This is a genomic window from Pantoea sp. AS-PWVM4, from assembly GCF_000468095.1.
In the GTDB taxonomy this organism is placed as follows: Bacteria; Pseudomonadota; Gammaproteobacteria; order Enterobacterales; family Enterobacteriaceae; genus Pantoea; species Pantoea phytobeneficialis.
The window spans coordinates 192,431-208,454 of the sequence record NZ_ASZC01000004.1; the positions used below are offsets into that span (position 1 = coordinate 192,431).

Sequence of the window (16,024 nt, forward strand, 5' to 3'; positions counted from 1 at the left end):
TTATCACGCAGGTTTTACCCCACAAAGGTCAAAAGCGCGCGATAAATCGCGCCGCTACGTCAGCATGCGAGCTCGCTTTCGCTACACTGCAAAACGCACCTTAGTGAAATCAGGGAAATCGGATGTCAGACGCAGCTCTCCAACATTTCTTACCCGCTACGCAGGCATGGTTCCGAGCCACTTTTGCTTCCCCCACCCCCGTTCAGGCGGAAGCCTGGCAGGCCATCGCCAGTGGTAAAAATTGCCTGGTGATTGCACCAACCGGGTCGGGTAAAACGCTGGCGGCCTTTCTGCATGCCATCGATGCGCTATTTCGCGAGCGCAGTCAGACAGATGCAGTTGCCCGCAGTCATAAAACCCGCATTCTGTATATCTCGCCGGTGAAGGCGCTGGCCGCCGATGTGCAGCGCAACCTGCAATTGCCGCTGGCGGGGGTGGAGGCACAACGCCGCCAGCAGGATGAAATGGAAATCACCTTGCAGGTGGGGATGCGTTCTGGCGATACACGCAGCGCTGAGCGGGCGCAGTTGCAACGCCGCCCGCCGGATATCCTGATCACCACGCCTGAGTCCCTGTTTCTGATGCTGACCTCCAAAGCGCGCGAAACGCTGCGGGGAATATCCACGGTGATCGTCGATGAAGTCCATGCGGTAGCGGGCAATAAACGCGGCTCGCATCTGGCGCTCAGTCTGGAACGACTCGATGCATTGCTGGCGCAACCGGCGCAGCGGATTGGGTTATCCGCGACCGTACGTCCCCCCGAGGCCGTGGCGCGTTTTCTCGGAGGGGTGGGCGAAACCCTGGTGGTCAATCCGGCGGCGAAGCGTCCACTGCAACTGACCATCACCGTTCCGGTGGCTGATATGACTGACATCCAGCAACGTCCGGACAGCCAGGCTGCGCAGGATGCCACGCTCGCCGCCGGGTCGATCTGGCCGCATATTGAAGCGGGCATTCTTGACGAAGTGCTGCGCCACCGCGCCACGCTGGTGTTCACCAACTCGCGCGGGCTGGCTGAGAAACTCACCGCGCGCCTGAATGAACGCTACGCCCGCCAGTTGGGTGAGCAGCCGACCGCACCGGAAGCCTCCTTTGATTACGGCTCCTTTACCGGCGGCACGGAAAAACGCACGCAGACGCCGGACAACCTGATCGCCCGCTCGCACCACGGTTCGGTGTCAAAGGAGCAGCGCCTGGAGATTGAAACCGCCCTGAAAGCCGGTGAACTTCGTTGCGTAGTGGCGACCTCCAGCCTCGAACTGGGTATCGATATGGGCGATATCGATCTGGTGATTCAGGTGGGTGCGCCACTGTCGGTCGCCAGCGCTCTGCAACGTGTCGGACGCGCCGGACATCAGGTGGGCGGCACGCCCAAAGGAATATTCTGGCCCCGTACCCGGCGTGATTTGCTGGATACTGCCGTCACGGTTGAAGCGATGCTGGCAGGCGACCTGGATGCTATCGCCCCGCCTCACAATCCGCTCGACATCCTGGCCCAGCAGACTGTCGCCGCCGCCGCGATGGAGACGTTGCAGCTTGATGACTGGTTTGCTCTGGTACGGCGCGCCGATCCGTTCCGCTCGTTGCCACGCGCCGCGTTCGAAGCGGTACTGGATATGCTGGCCGGACGTTACCCCTCAGACGAATTCGCCAATCTGCGCCCGCGCATTATCTGGGATCGACATAATCACACCCTGAGTGGCCGCCCCGGTGCGCAGCATCTGGCTGTCACCAGCGGCGGCACCATCCCGGACCGTGGCATGTTTAGCGTGATGCTGCCGGAAGGAGAAGAACAAACTGGCGCGCGGCGAGTCGGGGAACTGGATGAAGAGATGGTGTATGAATCGCGGGTGAACGACATTATTACCCTCGGCGCTACCTCCTGGCGTATCCAGCAAATCACCCACGATCAGGTGTTGGTGGTACCAGCACCGGGGCGTTCGGCGCGTCTGCCATTCTGGCATGGCGAAGGTGTGGGGCGTTCTGCCGCATTAGGTGAAGCCATTGGGCGCTATCTGCGCGAGGTTGATCAGGGTGCCCCCATAGCCGACACCCTGGATGACCATGCCCGTCATAATATTCAGACGCTGATCGCCGAGCAGCGCCAGGCGACCGGCGTGCTCCCCACCGACCGTACGCTGCTGATTGAGCGTTGTCGGGATGAAACCGGCGACTGGCGCGTCATCCTGCATTCACCCTATGGTCAACGCGTCCATGCCCCCTGGGCGCTGGCGGTGGCTGAGCGGATCACCCGGATCATGGGCATCGATCCCGCCGTAGTGGCCAGTGATGACGGTATCGTCGCCCGCTTTCCCGATAGCGACGGTCGCGTACCTGGCGCTGAATTGTTCCTGTTTGAGCCGGATGAACTGCAACGGGTGGTGAGCCAGTCGGTCGGTCAGTCGGCGTTGTTCGCCGCCCGCTTCCGCGAGTGTGCCGCCCGCGCCCTGCTGCTGCCACGCCGCAATCCGGGCAAACGCTCGCCGTTATGGCAGCAGCGACTGCGTGCCGGGCAGTTACTGGAAGTTGCCCGCCAGTTCGATGATTTTCCCATCCTGATCGAAACCGCCCGTGAATGTTTGCAGGATGTTTATGATCTTCCTGCCCTGCACCATCTGATGGCACGTCTGCAACAGGGAGAGATTCAGCTGGCAGACGTCACCACCGAATCCCCTTCGCCTTTTGCGGCACCGCTGTTGTTCGGTTATGTGGCGGAATTTATGTATGCCAGCGATGCTCCCCAGGCGGAGAAACGCGCATCGATGCTGGCACTGGACAGCAAACTGCTGAAGCGACTGCTCGGTGAAGTGGATATGCGTGAGCTGCTCGATGCTGACATGGTGGCGCGGGTGGAACAAGAGTTACAGCGTCTGCCTGCCAGCTATCACGCCACCAGTATCGAAGCGTTGTCAGACCTGCTGCGCGAGGTCGGTCCGTTAACCCACGCAGAACTGGCGCTGCGCTACAGCGGCGATGAGGCGTTAAGTGACGGTTTAGAGGCTTTGCAACAGGCACAGCGCATCTTTTGCGTCAGCATTGCCGGTGAGACACGCTGGGCGCTGGCAGAAGATGCCTCGCGTCTGCGTGATGCGCTGGGATGCCGCGTGCCGGATACACTACCGCCAGCCTTGCTCCAGCCCGTGACACGTCCGTTATATGATTTGCTCCAGCGCTATGCCCGTACCCACGCGTTATTCACCGGCAAAGACCTCGCCCGTCACTTCGGCCTTGGTGTCGCCGTGGTGACCGATGCGCTGGAAGAATTACGTCAGCAGGGCAAACTGATGAAAGGTGACTTCACCACTGCTGACGATGATGAACCGCAGTGGGTGGCGGAAAATGTGTTCCGTCGCCTGCGCCTGCGCTCGCTCCAGGCGGCGCGTGAGGCCACGAAACCGGTTGATCCGGCGGTCTATGTCACCCTGCTGCTGGAGCGTCAGGGAGTCATCAGCGATGCCAGCGCGCGTGAGGCTCAGGGGGCGTTGAGTGGCGTCAACGGCGTGGTGCGGGTGATTGAACAGTTAGCGGGAATTGCCCTGCCTGCCGCGCTGTGGGAAACGCAGATCCTCCCGGCGCGGGTGCGCGATTATCAGCCTGCGATGCTGGACGAACTGCTCTCCAGTGGCGAAGTGGTCTGGCATGGACAGCGTACCGCAGCAGCCGCAGAAGGGATGGTGTCACTGCATCTGAGCGAGTATGCCGCCGAAACCTTGCCACCCGCGGATCAAGGACAAAACGTCGCCCTGACGCCGTTGCAACAACAGATCCTGACGCTGTTACAGGATGGGAGCGGTTGGTTTGTGCGCCAACTGGTCCCGCGCCTCACGTCTGAGGAAGGCGATCCCACCCTGATTTACCAGGCCATGTGGGATCTGGCCTGGCGCGGTTATCTCACCACCGACACCTGGTCAGCCTTACGCAGCGTTACCGGTCATGCCAGCACACCGCGACCACGTACCCACCGCCATCGTCATGGACATCGGGGGTATGCTGCCCCAACCCGCCTCGTTGCCAGCGGTCCCGGCCTCAATAGCATGGCGGGCCGCTGGTCGTTACTGGCGCGCCCGACGCTGGCCGACACCGAGCGCGCCCTGGCACTGACGGAAAATATGCTCGATCGCTTTGCTGTCGTCAGTCGCGGCGCGGCTATCGCCGAGCAGGTGCCCGGCGGTTTTCCGGCATTGCAACCGGTGTTGCGTGGCCTGGAAGATAGCGGCCGTTTGCTGCGTGGCCGCTTTGTCGCAGGCATGGGAGCCGCCCAGTTCGCTGACCACAGGGTGATTGATCGCCTGCGCCAACTCGCCAATAGCCCACGCCAGGTGGGGACCCCGGTAGCGCTGGCGGTGCTCGATCCCGCTAACCCCTTCGGTGTGCAATTGCCGTGGCCGCTCAGCCTGGCCGGAAATCGCCCCACCCGCCGTCAAGGCGCACTGGTGGTGATCGCCGCTGGTCGCGTGTTGTTGTATCTGCCGCAAGGCGGTAAGGAACTGATGACGTTTGCCACCAACGCCACCTTCGATGAACAACATGCCGCAGTGCTGGCACTGGGCGTAGCCCTTCGACGGGAAAAACACCTCAGCTTTACCCTGGAACGTGTTGACGATCAACCCGCCGGACAATCCCCGCTGCTTGGCGCGCTGAAAGAAGCCGGCTTTTCTCGCGTGCCAAGGGGGTACAGTTGGTATGGGTGAAATCGACAACCTGAACTTGTTGAATGTCAGATTTTTTCATAAAATATCTGACAAACGGAGGTCACCATGTCCACAACTCAGGCAATCAGAGAGCTGATTGCGGCACAACCAACCGGGGAACCTTTCACTCCCTCACTGTTTGCCGAAGTGGGTTCCCGTGCATCTATCGATCAAGCGCTTACTCGTTTCTGCAAATCCGGCCATATTGAGCGAATTGGTCATGGGCTTTACCTCGTTCCCCGAATCAACCGTTTTGGATTAAAAGTTATGCCTTCCGCAGAAGTGGTCGCCAGAACGGTAGCCAAAGTAGAGGGTGCCCAAATTGAGATCCATGGCGCAGAAGCCGCAAGACGCTTTGGCTTCACCACCCAAATGCCGGTACAACCGGTGTTTTATACCAGCGGTACAACGCGCAATATTCAATTGGGTAAAATGACCCTGCGTTTACAACATGTTGCCGCGCGAAAATTGGTGCTGGCAGGACGTCTGGCTGGACAGGCGCTCTCGGCATTGTGGTATCTGGGACGACACCAGGTTTCACAGGAAACCATTGCCTGCATCAAAGAGAAACTCCCCGTGGAAGAGTTTCAGGCGCTTTGCAATGCAAAATCAGCGATGCCATTTTGGATGATCGAGGCACTAAATCAGTATGAAAAACAAGGAAGTTATAAATCATAGAGTCGCTTCAGCAACGCAATTTCACTTTTTACATCTGGAACTGGCCGATCAGGCAGACATTCTCAATGCCCTCTCTGCACAGACAGGCCGTCGGGCTGAGATTCTCGAAAAAGACATATGGTTGTGTGAAGTATTAAACCTGCTCTTTGATTTGCCGTGTCGTAAGCCTATGGCTTTCAAGGGCGGAACCTCTCTTTCGAAGGTCTACCAGGCCATTGAGCGTTTTTCCGAAGATATTGATGTCACCATTGATTACCGCAGCTTGTTGGATGAAGAGATAGCGCTTCAAACGCTTTCCCGCAGTAAACGTGAAAAGTTATCTGATACTTTAAAACACAGGCTTGCCGAACATATTGCAACTGCGTTAGCTCCCGCCCTGCAAACCTCCTTGAAGCGATCTCATCCAGGTAAAAGTATCAACCTTGAGGTGAGTACAAATGGCGAAGAATTGCGCATCTTTTATCCCAGCGCAGTTAATCACAGTAGTACCTACCTGCGCCCTCATATTCTGATTGAATTTGGTGGACGTAATGCGGTGCTCCCTCAGGATAAACTAACGATTACCGCTGATATCGCAACTTATTTACCCGACATGATTTTTCCTGTCGCCCGTATCTCCGTCTTGTCCCCAATGAGAACGTTCTGGGAAAAAGTCACGCTCATTCATGCCGAATGCCATCGTCCAAACATCAGGGAAAATGCCCACCGTCTTTCACGACATTGGTATGACCTGGCACAACTGGCCTCGCATAAAATTGGTCATTGTGCTTTGAACGATTTGTCACTGTTGCTGGATGTTGTGCAGATTAAGAAAACGTTCTTTTACAGTGGGTTCAGCAATTACGATGCCTGCTTATCTGGAGGGATAAGATTATTACCTGAAAAGGAAATGCTGAGTGCACTGGCGCGCGATTATAAAGCTATGCAGGCTGCCGGAATGTTTTATGGCACAGACCTGGCCTTTGACATCATTATCGATCGCTTACAAAACCTGGAAACCGTTGCCAATCAAAGCATATCATCAGCAAGGCACACATTTTAGCGCCTTGCTGATGATTAACGTTTTCAGTAACTCACCACCGTCACCCAGTTCGCATCGCCACCAGCGGGTGCGCTGCCAACGCGTTTGAGCACCCCACTGCGTCGATTAATGGCGTAGCTGCCGGTGACGTTGCTTTTCTCTCCGCTGGCAATCAACCAGCGTCCATCGGGCGAAATCGCAATGCCACGCGGCTGTTTTTCCACCGGCCAACTGCCGATTAAGGTTAATTTGCCATCCTGCTTATTAACGCGATAACCCGTTACCGTGCTACTGGTGCGTTCGGTCACATACAAGAAACGACCATTCGGGGTGATACGGATATCCGCCGACCAGATACGCGGTGTGGGATCGTTGTAATCGGCCAGGCGCTCACGACCATGTTGCAGATGATATTGTGCTGCCACAGCGTTGGGCCACTCGGCGATTTTTTTCAACGCGCCATTGGGCTGGCGCTGAAATTGCGTAATGATGCCGCCCATCTCACCAATGTTGTACAGATAACGGTTATCCGGCGACATGACGGAATGACGCGCACCATTCTCGGCTTCCGTTGCAACAAAACCGCTGCCAATCGGCGTCAGGCTGCCGTCCGGGGTAAGATTGAGTTGTAACACCCGATCGGTCCCGAGGTTGCCAACATAAACTGAACGGCCGGTTGCATCGCTAATCACCGAGTGCGCGGCATGGCCGGTTTTATACGCAGCCACCGGCGGTGCAATAACCTTGCCGTCAGCGGCCAGACGATAAACGTGCACCACATCGCCATCATAGGAAGAACCCAACAGAAAACGCCCCTGACTGTCGGTACTGATATAGGGATAACTGGCTGCGGCCGGGGTTTCGTTGGCCTGCAACAAATCGCCGTTTTGCGCATCAATCGTCCAACTCATCAACCTTAAGGGCTGGCTGCGGATCGCGGCGTACAAGCGATGATGATCGGCGCTCAGCGCCATCGGCATCACTTTCCCCCCTGCGGAGGTTTGCCCGAGTAAGGTCAGCGCGCCGGTTTTCTCATTCAGACTGTAACGGGCAATGTTGCCGTCACTGGCTTCGGATACATAAACAAAGGTTTGCGCCAGCAATGGCGCACTAAAAGTCAGCGCCGTAAGCAACGCCAGACGTAGAGCAATTTTCATTATTATCTCCGCGATTCAGGAGCAACCCCAGGCAGGCTGCTTCACCGCCTACAGATATAGGCGGCATTATGTCGCCGGGTAATGTGTGATTGCCCGACGCGCTTTGGGCATCCTGACAAAGGGCACAACATTTCAATGGGTTAGTGTTTTTTAGCGCAAAAAGTTTAATCCAGGATTGTGCACTGGCTCACTGGTGGCGGATGGCTTAACATCAGGCGCATTGATGATGGAAACGGAGTCCGGTATGACGAGTTTGCGCTTGTTAGTGTCCCAATCAAACGACCCCTGGTTTAACCTTGCGGTAGAAGATTGTATTTTCCGCCAGATGCCCACCACCCAGCGCGTGTTGTTTCTCTGGCAAAACGCGGAAACCATTGTGATTGGGCGCGCGCAGAATCCGTGGAAAGAGTGCAACACCCGGCGCATGGCGGAAGATCACATCAAGCTGGCGCGCCGCAGCAGTGGCGGTGGCGCGGTGTTTCACGATTTGGGTAACTGCTGCTTTACCTTTATGGCTGGCAAACCGGAATATGATAAAAGCGTCTCAACCGCGATTATCCTGCACGCGCTGGCGAGTCTTGGCATCAGCGCAGAGGCTTCGGGTCGTAATGATATCGTGGTCAATGTGGCGGGCGATGTGCGCAAGATTTCCGGCTCAGCCTACCGCGAAACACCCGATCGCGGTTTCCATCACGGTACTTTCCTGATGAACGCAGATCTGTCACGGCTGGCGGATTATCTCAATCCTGACATCAAAAAATTGCAGGCCAAAGGGATTAGCTCCGTGCGCTCACGCGTGGCAAATTTGATCGAACTGATGCCGGATATCAGTTATGCGAAAATTTGTGACGCGGTCACGCAGTCGTGGTTCGCGTACTATCAGGATCAGTGCCAGCCTGAATTTATCTCCCCTGAAGCCTTGCCTGATTTGCCCGGTTTTGCCGAACAATTTGCCAAACAAAGCAGTTGGGAGTGGAATTTCGGCCAGGCACCGGATTTCTCCCATCTGCTCGACCAACGTTTTAGCTGGGGCGGTGTGGAGATCCATTTTGACATTGAGCGCGGCAGCATCAGCCGTTGCCAGATCTTTACCGATAGCCTGAATCCGGCACCGCTGGAAACGCTGGCAGCACGTTTAAGCGGCGTAATATACCGCCCGGAAGCCGTTGCCGCGCAACTAACGCGTCTGGAGAGTGAATATCCACAACAGCAGGCCGAACTGGCGCAGTTGGGGCAATGGTTGCTCGCCAGCCTGCGTTGAGTACATTGCACTCCATCACCATATGGTTATAATTAACTCACCAAATGGAGGTGCACAATGAAACAATTCACTCTCCCGGCCACCCCTGTAACGCCAGAGCGTTTGTGGCAGTTCGCCGGGTTAACCAGTGCCGATGGCGTGCTATTGATGGGCCAGATTGATGCCGGTCTCGAGGGTTCCGTCGCCAGCCGTATCGTGTCATGGGCGCGTATTACGCAGGCTGATCTGCGCCATATGACCGGCATCCCCGGCACCACCTTTACCCGTGGGCTAAAAAACCGTTTTACTGCGGAACAGAGCGAACGTCTGGTGCGTTTTATTCGCGTCATGGATCGCGCCGTGGAACTGTTTGAAGGCGACAGAGAAAAGGCGCTGCAATGGTTGAACGAGCCTGCGCGCGCCCTCGGTAATCAAAAACCCGGCGATTTAGTCTCCTCCGAAACCGGCGCTTATGAAGTGCTGAAACTGATCACCCGCCTTGAGCACGGTGTCTATTCGTGAAGTTATATCGGATGACGAAAACGCGTTTTCTCAGCTCGGCGTGGAGCGGCTACGGTGCCAGGGAAGGTGGCGGTCGCTGGAACAGCATCGGCGTATCGATGGTGTACGCTTCCGAAACCGCCTCCCTCACCATGCTGGAAACCCTTATCCACCTGCAAAGCGCCAGCATTCTCGATTTCTTCACCCTGTTAAGCATTGAGGTGCCAGACGATTTAATTCAATGGGTTGATGCGGCGCAATTACCGCAGGACTGGGCGGCCGCGCAGGCCCCCGCTGCGTTGCGTGAGTTTGGTGATTTTTGGATCGACAGCCAGGCATCTGTTGCGTTACGTGTCCCCAGCGCCTTATCGCCGGTTGAGTTTAATTACCTGCTCAACCCCGAGCATCCGCAATTTGCGCCCCTGATTAAAAATGCGGTGGAGATCCCCTTCCGTTTCGATCAACGTTTTGCGCGATAAATCGCGCCGCTACGTAAACCTCTCCCGGACAAAGCCGGTGAGCGCCTTCAACGCCGGTGGCACCAGCCGGTGGCCCGGATAATAAAGACATAGCTCGCCAAGATTAACCTGCCACTCCGGCATTAAGCGCACCAACCTGCCAGCCTGTATATCCGCTACGACATGTCGCTGCGACAGACAGGCAATGCCCAATCCCCCGGTGACCGCTTTCTGCGCCGAAGCCAAGTCATTCACCACCAACTGCGGCTCGACCTGAACCTTATAGCGACGCTGCTGCTGGCTCAGTTCCCAGCGATAAATGCTGCCATCCGCCATACGCATGCAGATGCAAGGATGATCGCTCAACGCCTGCGGTTGCTCCGGTGCGCCACAGCGGGAAATATAGTCGGGGGACGCGACCAGAATCATCTGCAACGGTGGCGTCAGCTTCACCGCGATCATATCCGCCGGGATATCATCCGCCAGCCGGATACCCGCGTCATAACCCGCCGCCACAATATCCACTTTCTCCTTCTGACTGTGGATCTCCGCGCGAATACGTGGATAGCGCGCGAGAAACGGCAGCAGAATGTCGTCATACCACAGCGCACAACTTTCCGGCGGCACATTGATACGCAACGTCCCGGCGGGATCGGCGGGCTGGCTGGCAACTTCTTCAGATGCGCTGCGGATCATCTCCACCGCCGGAGCGATTTTCTGCGTAAAACGCCGCCCGGCCTCGGTTAACCCGACGCTGCGCGTGGTGCGATTAAACAGCCGCACCCCAAGACGCTTTTCCAGCGCCGCGACAGCATTGGTCACCGCCGAAGGCGAGATCTCCAGCTCACTGGCTGCGCCGCTAAAACTGCCACGCCGCGCCACTGCCAGCACAATTTCAAGTTCACTGATACCGGTTCGATTCATCGATTATTCCGTCAGACGCAATACCCTTTGCAGGGTTAGGCGGATTATAGCGCCAGTGCCCGCGTGCTACCTTGCTCTGCACACCCGCCTAACAAGGAGAAACCCCTGATGCGCTCATTCGAACACATCTATATCAATGGCCGCTTTGTCACTCCGACGGGCACCGAGTGGCTGGATATTATCAAACCTGCTGACGGTAGCGTTATCGGCAAAGCCCGGCTGGCAGATGAAAACGATGCATTACAAGCGATTGCGGCGGCCAAAGCTGCCTTTGCCGATTTTTCTCGCCTTAGCGTCGCAGATCGCCTGGCGTTGCTGGCCAATATGGTCGAGGTCCTGCAACAAAGCGAAGAGGCGTTGCACGAGGCGATTCGCGAAGAATATGGTGCCCCCGCTTCACGTTCGCAGTGGATGGCGCGCTATCCAGCGGATGTCGTGCAACAGGTGATGACCGAGTTGCGCACCTACCCCTTTGTGCAGCAGGCGGGTCGCGCCACGGTACAAATGCTGCCATTGGGGGTGGCAGGGTTGATCACGCCGTGGAACAGCAACGCCGGATTTATCTGCCATAAACTGGCGACCGCCATTGCCGCCGGTTGTACCACGGTGATTAAACCGAGCGAGTTCAGCATCTGGCAAACCGACGTGGTGACCAGGGCGTTAGATCGCGCCGGATTGCCGTCTGGCGTATTCAATATCGTCACCGGACGCGGTGCCAGCGTGGGCCACGCCATCAGCACCAGTGCTGATGTGGCGAAAATTTCCTTTACCGGTTCGACCGAGACAGGTAAAGCCATTTTGCGCAGCGCAGCCGACAGCTTTAAACGGGTCACGCTGGAACTGGGTGGAAAATCCCCCACCCTGATTTTACCTGATGCTGATGCCCGCCATGCCGCCGAGCTGGCGGTGCAGGCCGGCTTTATCAACAGCGGGCAAGCCTGTATTGCCGGTACGCGAATTCTGGTGCCGGAACATCGGAAAGCGGAGTTTGAACATGAACTGACCGCTGCCGTGCAGCGCCAGCGTTCGGGGCCTCCGGCAGATGCCGCGACCACCATCGGCCCGATGATTAACCAGCGCCAATGGGAGCGGGTCCAGCGCTACATTGATATCGGCGTGCAACAGGGTGCCCGTTTGCTGACCGGGGGCGTCGGACGACCAGATGCTCTGCGTGACGGCTGGTATGTCAAACCTACCTTATTCAGCGATGTCAGCAATGAGATGACGATTGCACGCGACGAGATCTTCGGTCCGGTGCTGTGCATGCTGACTTACCGTGATGAGCAGGAAGCAATCGCCATTGCCAACGATACCCAATATGGCCTGTCGGCGTTGGTAATTGGCGCAGATGAAAACCATGCCCGCCAGATTGGTGAGCAGATTCTGGCGGGACGCGTGATGATAAATACCCTGACACATGAACCCCGTGCGCCCTTTGGTGGATTTCGTTGTTCGGGTATCGGACGCGAGATGGGACAAGCGGGGATCACCGCGTTTCTGGAATCGCGCGCGCTCACTGTCGCGTAGCGGCGCGATTTATCGCGCGGGTTTTTACCGCCCCGCGCACGTAGCAGCGCGATAAATCGCGCCGCTACGTCAGGCTTTTGCCTCCTGCAACAGTTGCTGAATCACCTTTTCCTGCCCGGCGTAATCCCCTTCGCCAAACGCGGTGTAACGCAACTGACCATGAGCATCGAAAATGTAATGTGCAGGCCAGTACATATTGCCGAAACGATTCCAGATGGCGTAGTTATTATCGGCCACCACCGGATACGGTAATCCCCACTGCTTGATGGCGCGTGCCACCGCCGCCGGGTCGCGTTCCCACGGATACTCTGGCGTGTGAACGCCAATGACCGTCAACCCCTCCGCCTGGTATTTCTTCGCCCAGTCACGCACATGCGGCAGCGTATGCTGACAATTGATGCAGTCATAGGTCCAGAAATCAATCAACACCACCTTACCTTTCAGATCGGCACGATTGAGCGGCACGCTGTTGAACCAGGAGGTTCCCCCCTCCAGCCCAGGGAAGCCGCTGTGTGTCTGCTCGACCACCGGCACCGGGGTGATTTTGGGGGCGCTGGCCGGCAGGAAGTGGCTTAAGCGCTGTTCAAGATTTTGCGCCAGCTGCGGCCCTGCCTGTAAAACGCCCTGCCTGCCGCTGGCCAGTAACGCCACCGAAGCCAACATCAACACGCCCGCCCCCTGACGTATACGTGTCATTACCGCCAACCCTGGACGCAGGCGGGCCAGCAATCCCCGCCCGGCAAACCACAGCAGCGCCAGCATCAGTGCGCAACCGCTGCCATAGGCAATCAGCAGCGAGCCAACGGAGAGGGGATCTTTGGCGGTGATCGCCAGGCTGAGAATCGCCCCCAGCACCGGCCCGGCGCAGGGCGACCACAACATGCCAATCGCCAACCCCGCCAGCAGCGCTGCGGCGAGGCCGCTACGTCGATTGCTGGCGTCATTGATACGGTTACCCAACTGCGTCAAGGGTGCGGTGATTACCTGGGCCGCCCGCGTCGAAAGCAGCGTGACGGCCGTCAGTGCCAGGAATAACAACGCCAGCCAGCGCCCCGCTTGCGTCACCTGCACCACCCAGCTACTGGCGACCGAAATCAGCAGAGACACGACGGTGAAGACCAACACCATCCCCACCAGCAGAGCGACCATCTGACCTTTTTTACCGCGCACGCTGGCAAACACCAACGGGATCACCGGCAACGTACAGGGACTCAGCAACGTCAACATCCCGGCGAGAAACGCAATAATGAATGACATAGGTTTTTTCCCCTGTGGGTTATTGGGCGTTACTGCCATCGACCGCTTGGGTGATGATCTGCGCGACGCTGGTGGGATGGCTCAACATTGAGGTATGACTGGCGGCCACGCTGCGGGTGTGGGCGTGAATGTGCTGTGCCATCGCCCGTTCCAGATCCGGGTTGATCATGCGATCCTGGGTACTGACCAGATACCAGCTCGGTTTTTGCGTCCAGGCAGCCTGGCTGACTTTGTCACCAAAAGCCGCTGCGCGGATCGGTCCTTGTGTCACCGTCAGGGTTTTCTGCCGGGCAGCCGGGCTATCTTCGGCAAAGTCCTTCGCCACCGTGGCGGCAGGCAAATAGAGGAAACCGTCCGGCGTTTTGGTGATATCCGCGCTACCCGCCGGAGGTGGATAACTCCCTGCCAGCTCACCGGTGGATTGCCCGGCGTTTGGCGCGAAGGCTGCGATATATACCAAACCTTTGACGCGTGCATCGTTCCCGGCTTCGGTGATCACCGTACCGCCCCATGAATGCCCCACCAGCACCACATTACCCGGCGCACGCGCTATCGCACGCCGGGTTGCGGCCACATCATCTTGTAATGAGGTCAGCGGCAGCTGAACGGAGATCACCTTGAGATGATGGGATTGCAGTTGCGGGATCACCTGATTCCAACTGCTGCCATCGGCGAACGCACCGTGTACCAACACCACGGTGTCAACCGGCGCAGCCAGCGCCGACCAGGACGAAGAGAGGATAACGGCGGCGAGTGTACTAAACAGGAACTTTTTCATCAGAAACCTCGTGAACATGATTGAGTGAAATTAACCACTGCGTCATCTGGCAGTGACGTTATTTAACCCGTTGGTTGTGTTCACAACGTTTCCGCTCCCCCCGGTTTTTGTCGTCTTGCATGTCCGGGGGTGGCGTTGATACATAAAGCTACAAAGTGGTTACGCTTCAGGGGGTGACCGTCACCGCGACAGATTCACCTATCAGGCTAAAGAGATAGTAATCATGACGACCTGCACTTTCCGGCGGAGCCTGATACTGGATGGTAAGGCCCTGATCGGCATCATGACGGGTAAAGGTATCCGGTCCGTTATTTTTTACTCCCTTATAATCCAGTTCATTTTCTTCCTGATTGAGGTTATAGACATAGAGGGTATCTTTTATCGCGACTAACAGGTGATTATTCACCAGGCCAAAACCGCGTGGTACATATATACCGTCGCTAACCGTGAACAATTTTTCGGAGGTTTTCCCATCAGGTGAAAAGCGCCAGATATCGTGTACATTATCCCGTGAATCCTTACGGAGTTTAAAAGAGGAATAGCTGTATCCCATTCCGGTCTGATTATCGAAAACCGCAGAGGCAATAAATTCAGGACGGGTATCAATGTCCATTGAAGGTGGGAAAATAAACGAAATGCGCTCACCGGTATTAGGATCGAGTTGCCAGATGCCCGCGCCGTTCACCGTGGTTGCGCTGCTAATAAAGAGTGAATTATCAGGCGCAACGACCGCGCGGCTGAAGACATCGTGGGTAAGATCTTCTGAGTAAGGAATCAGCCATTGCAAAGGCGCAGGTGAGGATGAAAATGGCTGGAGTTTTGCCATAAATACGCGCCCCTGCTTACCGTTAAGGTTGCCAGCATAAACGTTACCTTTATCATCGCTAGTGGCCAGATTAGCGCCAATTAACGACTCACTTTCATAGATGATCGTATTATTGACCAGGTCAATTAGCTGTGCTTTATCCTCACCCAGCAGATAAAGTTTAGACCGATCATGGCTGGCAATGCTCCCTTTGGATGCATACAGATAACGCTCATGCCACTGCGTGGCACCGGTAGTTATGTCATGCGCCATCACCGTGGTGTGATGCCGATCGGGCGACCAGATTGGTGCCATTGTGGCATATAAACGCTTGCTGTTTTTATTCAGGAACAGACTGTTGATACTGGTATCCTTGTGGCTAAATACCGTCTCACTCTGCTGTTGTTTAAATTTCACATGATGGATGGAGCCATAATTACGGCTTTCCAGGAAATCAGGATCATAACTCCATTCGGCACGAAAATAAAAATCATCACGGTCGCCAGGTACAATGTTTTCCCGTGAGTCGCATAATATATTGCTATTATAGCGGCTTTTCACTTCACCGGAATAGAGGGTCTTGAAATCATTTTTGACCACGGTGTAGCGTATTACTTTGCGATTGTCATTCATCAGACCCAATAGATAAACATCCCCGACTGGCGTCACATCGAAGGCACATATGGAATCAAAACCGAGGTTGATTTCTCTGAGTGCCGATATTTCCGATAACAATGCAGCAGATGCCAATGGCGTAATAGCCAGTCCGAGACTGGCGGCTATCACATAATTCGATATTTTCATATTCAACCCGTTCCCTTAGGTTTAGGCATAATAGTGGCGATTGAGCACCGGTACCCTGTCACGGCCATGAGGTCAGGAAAATAGAAAAAGAATAATTTGATTATGAATTAATGATGATCACAACAGAGGGGTGAGATAAAATGCACACTTATCCCACCAACAGATATGAATTAATACTGAGAA

Annotated in this window: 12 protein-coding genes; 7 read left to right on the plus strand and 5 right to left on the minus strand. The window is 56.2% G+C overall.

Translation table 11 applies throughout. The features are described 5' to 3' along the window. The first annotated feature begins 122 nt into the window (after positions 1–122). The 3 genes from L579_RS05535 (at position 123) to L579_RS05545 (ending at position 6,411) form a co-directional block, all read left to right on the plus strand. Entirely contained in the window at positions 123–4,691 is a 4,569-nt protein-coding gene (locus tag L579_RS05535; protein WP_021183293.1) for an ATP-dependent helicase, read from the plus strand. A 66-nt stretch (positions 4,692–4,757) separates the two neighbouring features. Continuing rightward, the gene (locus L579_RS05540; RefSeq protein WP_021183294.1) at positions 4,758–5,369 is read left to right on the plus strand and encodes a DUF6088 family protein; all 612 of its coding nucleotides are present in this window, start codon (positions 4,758–4,760) and stop codon (positions 5,367–5,369) included. Next, positions 5,341–6,411 (plus strand): nucleotidyl transferase AbiEii/AbiGii toxin family protein, encoded by a 1,071-nt coding sequence (locus L579_RS05545; RefSeq protein ID WP_021183295.1) that lies wholly within the window; start codon positions 5,341–5,343, stop codon positions 6,409–6,411. Before L579_RS05540 ends, L579_RS05545 begins: the two co-directional genes overlap by 29 nt. Positions 6,412–6,434: 23 nt before the next feature. Here L579_RS05545 and L579_RS05550 read toward each other — a convergent pair whose 3' ends face one another. Further along, positions 6,435–7,547, minus strand: a complete 1,113-nt coding sequence (locus L579_RS05550) for a lactonase family protein (RefSeq protein ID WP_021183296.1) — start codon at positions 7,545–7,547, stop codon at positions 6,435–6,437. Positions 7,548–7,791: 244 nt separating this feature from the next. Here L579_RS05550 and L579_RS05555 point away from each other — a divergent pair, with 244 nt between their 5' ends. Genes L579_RS05555 through L579_RS05565 form a run of 3 tightly spaced genes read left to right on the plus strand, consistent with a single transcriptional unit; the run spans position 7,792 to position 9,767 of the window. Continuing rightward, positions 7,792–8,808: a lipoate--protein ligase A gene (locus L579_RS05555; RefSeq protein WP_036625368.1), complete on the plus strand. Its 1,017-nt coding sequence runs from the start codon at positions 7,792–7,794 to the stop codon at positions 8,806–8,808. A 57-nt stretch (positions 8,809–8,865) separates the two neighbouring features. Beyond that, positions 8,866–9,309, plus strand: a complete 444-nt coding sequence (locus L579_RS05560; protein WP_021183298.1) for a type II RES/Xre toxin-antitoxin system antitoxin — start codon at positions 8,866–8,868, stop codon at positions 9,307–9,309. Further along, on the plus strand, positions 9,306–9,767 hold the full coding sequence (locus L579_RS05565) for an RES family NAD+ phosphorylase (protein WP_036625260.1): 462 nt from the start codon (positions 9,306–9,308) through the stop codon (positions 9,765–9,767). The genes L579_RS05560 and L579_RS05565 overlap by 4 nt, the downstream gene beginning before the upstream one ends. Positions 9,768–9,776: 9 nt before the next feature. Here L579_RS05565 and L579_RS05570 read toward each other — a convergent pair whose 3' ends face one another. After that, on the minus strand, positions 9,777–10,670 hold the full coding sequence (locus L579_RS05570; RefSeq protein WP_021183300.1) for a LysR family transcriptional regulator: 894 nt from the start codon (positions 10,668–10,670) through the stop codon (positions 9,777–9,779). Between the two features lie 108 nt (positions 10,671–10,778). Between L579_RS05570 and L579_RS05575 the strand changes: the two genes are divergently transcribed. Continuing rightward, on the plus strand, positions 10,779–12,197 hold the full coding sequence (locus L579_RS05575; RefSeq protein WP_021183301.1) for an aldehyde dehydrogenase family protein: 1,419 nt from the start codon (positions 10,779–10,781) through the stop codon (positions 12,195–12,197). Between the two features lie 69 nt (positions 12,198–12,266). On the opposite strand, the gene L579_RS05580 is transcribed toward L579_RS05575, so the two are convergent. The 3 genes from L579_RS05580 to L579_RS05590 all read right to left on the minus strand — a co-directional run bounded on the left by L579_RS05580 (position 12,267) and on the right by L579_RS05590 (position 15,841). Continuing rightward, positions 12,267–13,454, minus strand: a complete 1,188-nt coding sequence (locus tag L579_RS05580) for a cytochrome c biogenesis protein DipZ (protein WP_021183302.1) — start codon at positions 13,452–13,454, stop codon at positions 12,267–12,269. Between the two features lie 19 nt (positions 13,455–13,473). Further along, positions 13,474–14,232: an alpha/beta fold hydrolase gene (locus tag L579_RS05585; RefSeq protein WP_021183303.1), complete on the minus strand. Its 759-nt coding sequence runs from the start codon at positions 14,230–14,232 to the stop codon at positions 13,474–13,476. A 166-nt stretch (positions 14,233–14,398) separates the two neighbouring features. Beyond that, the gene (locus L579_RS05590) at positions 14,399–15,841 is read right to left on the minus strand and encodes a hypothetical protein (RefSeq protein ID WP_021183304.1); all 1,443 of its coding nucleotides are present in this window, start codon (positions 15,839–15,841) and stop codon (positions 14,399–14,401) included. Positions 15,842–16,024: the final 183 nt, after the last annotated feature.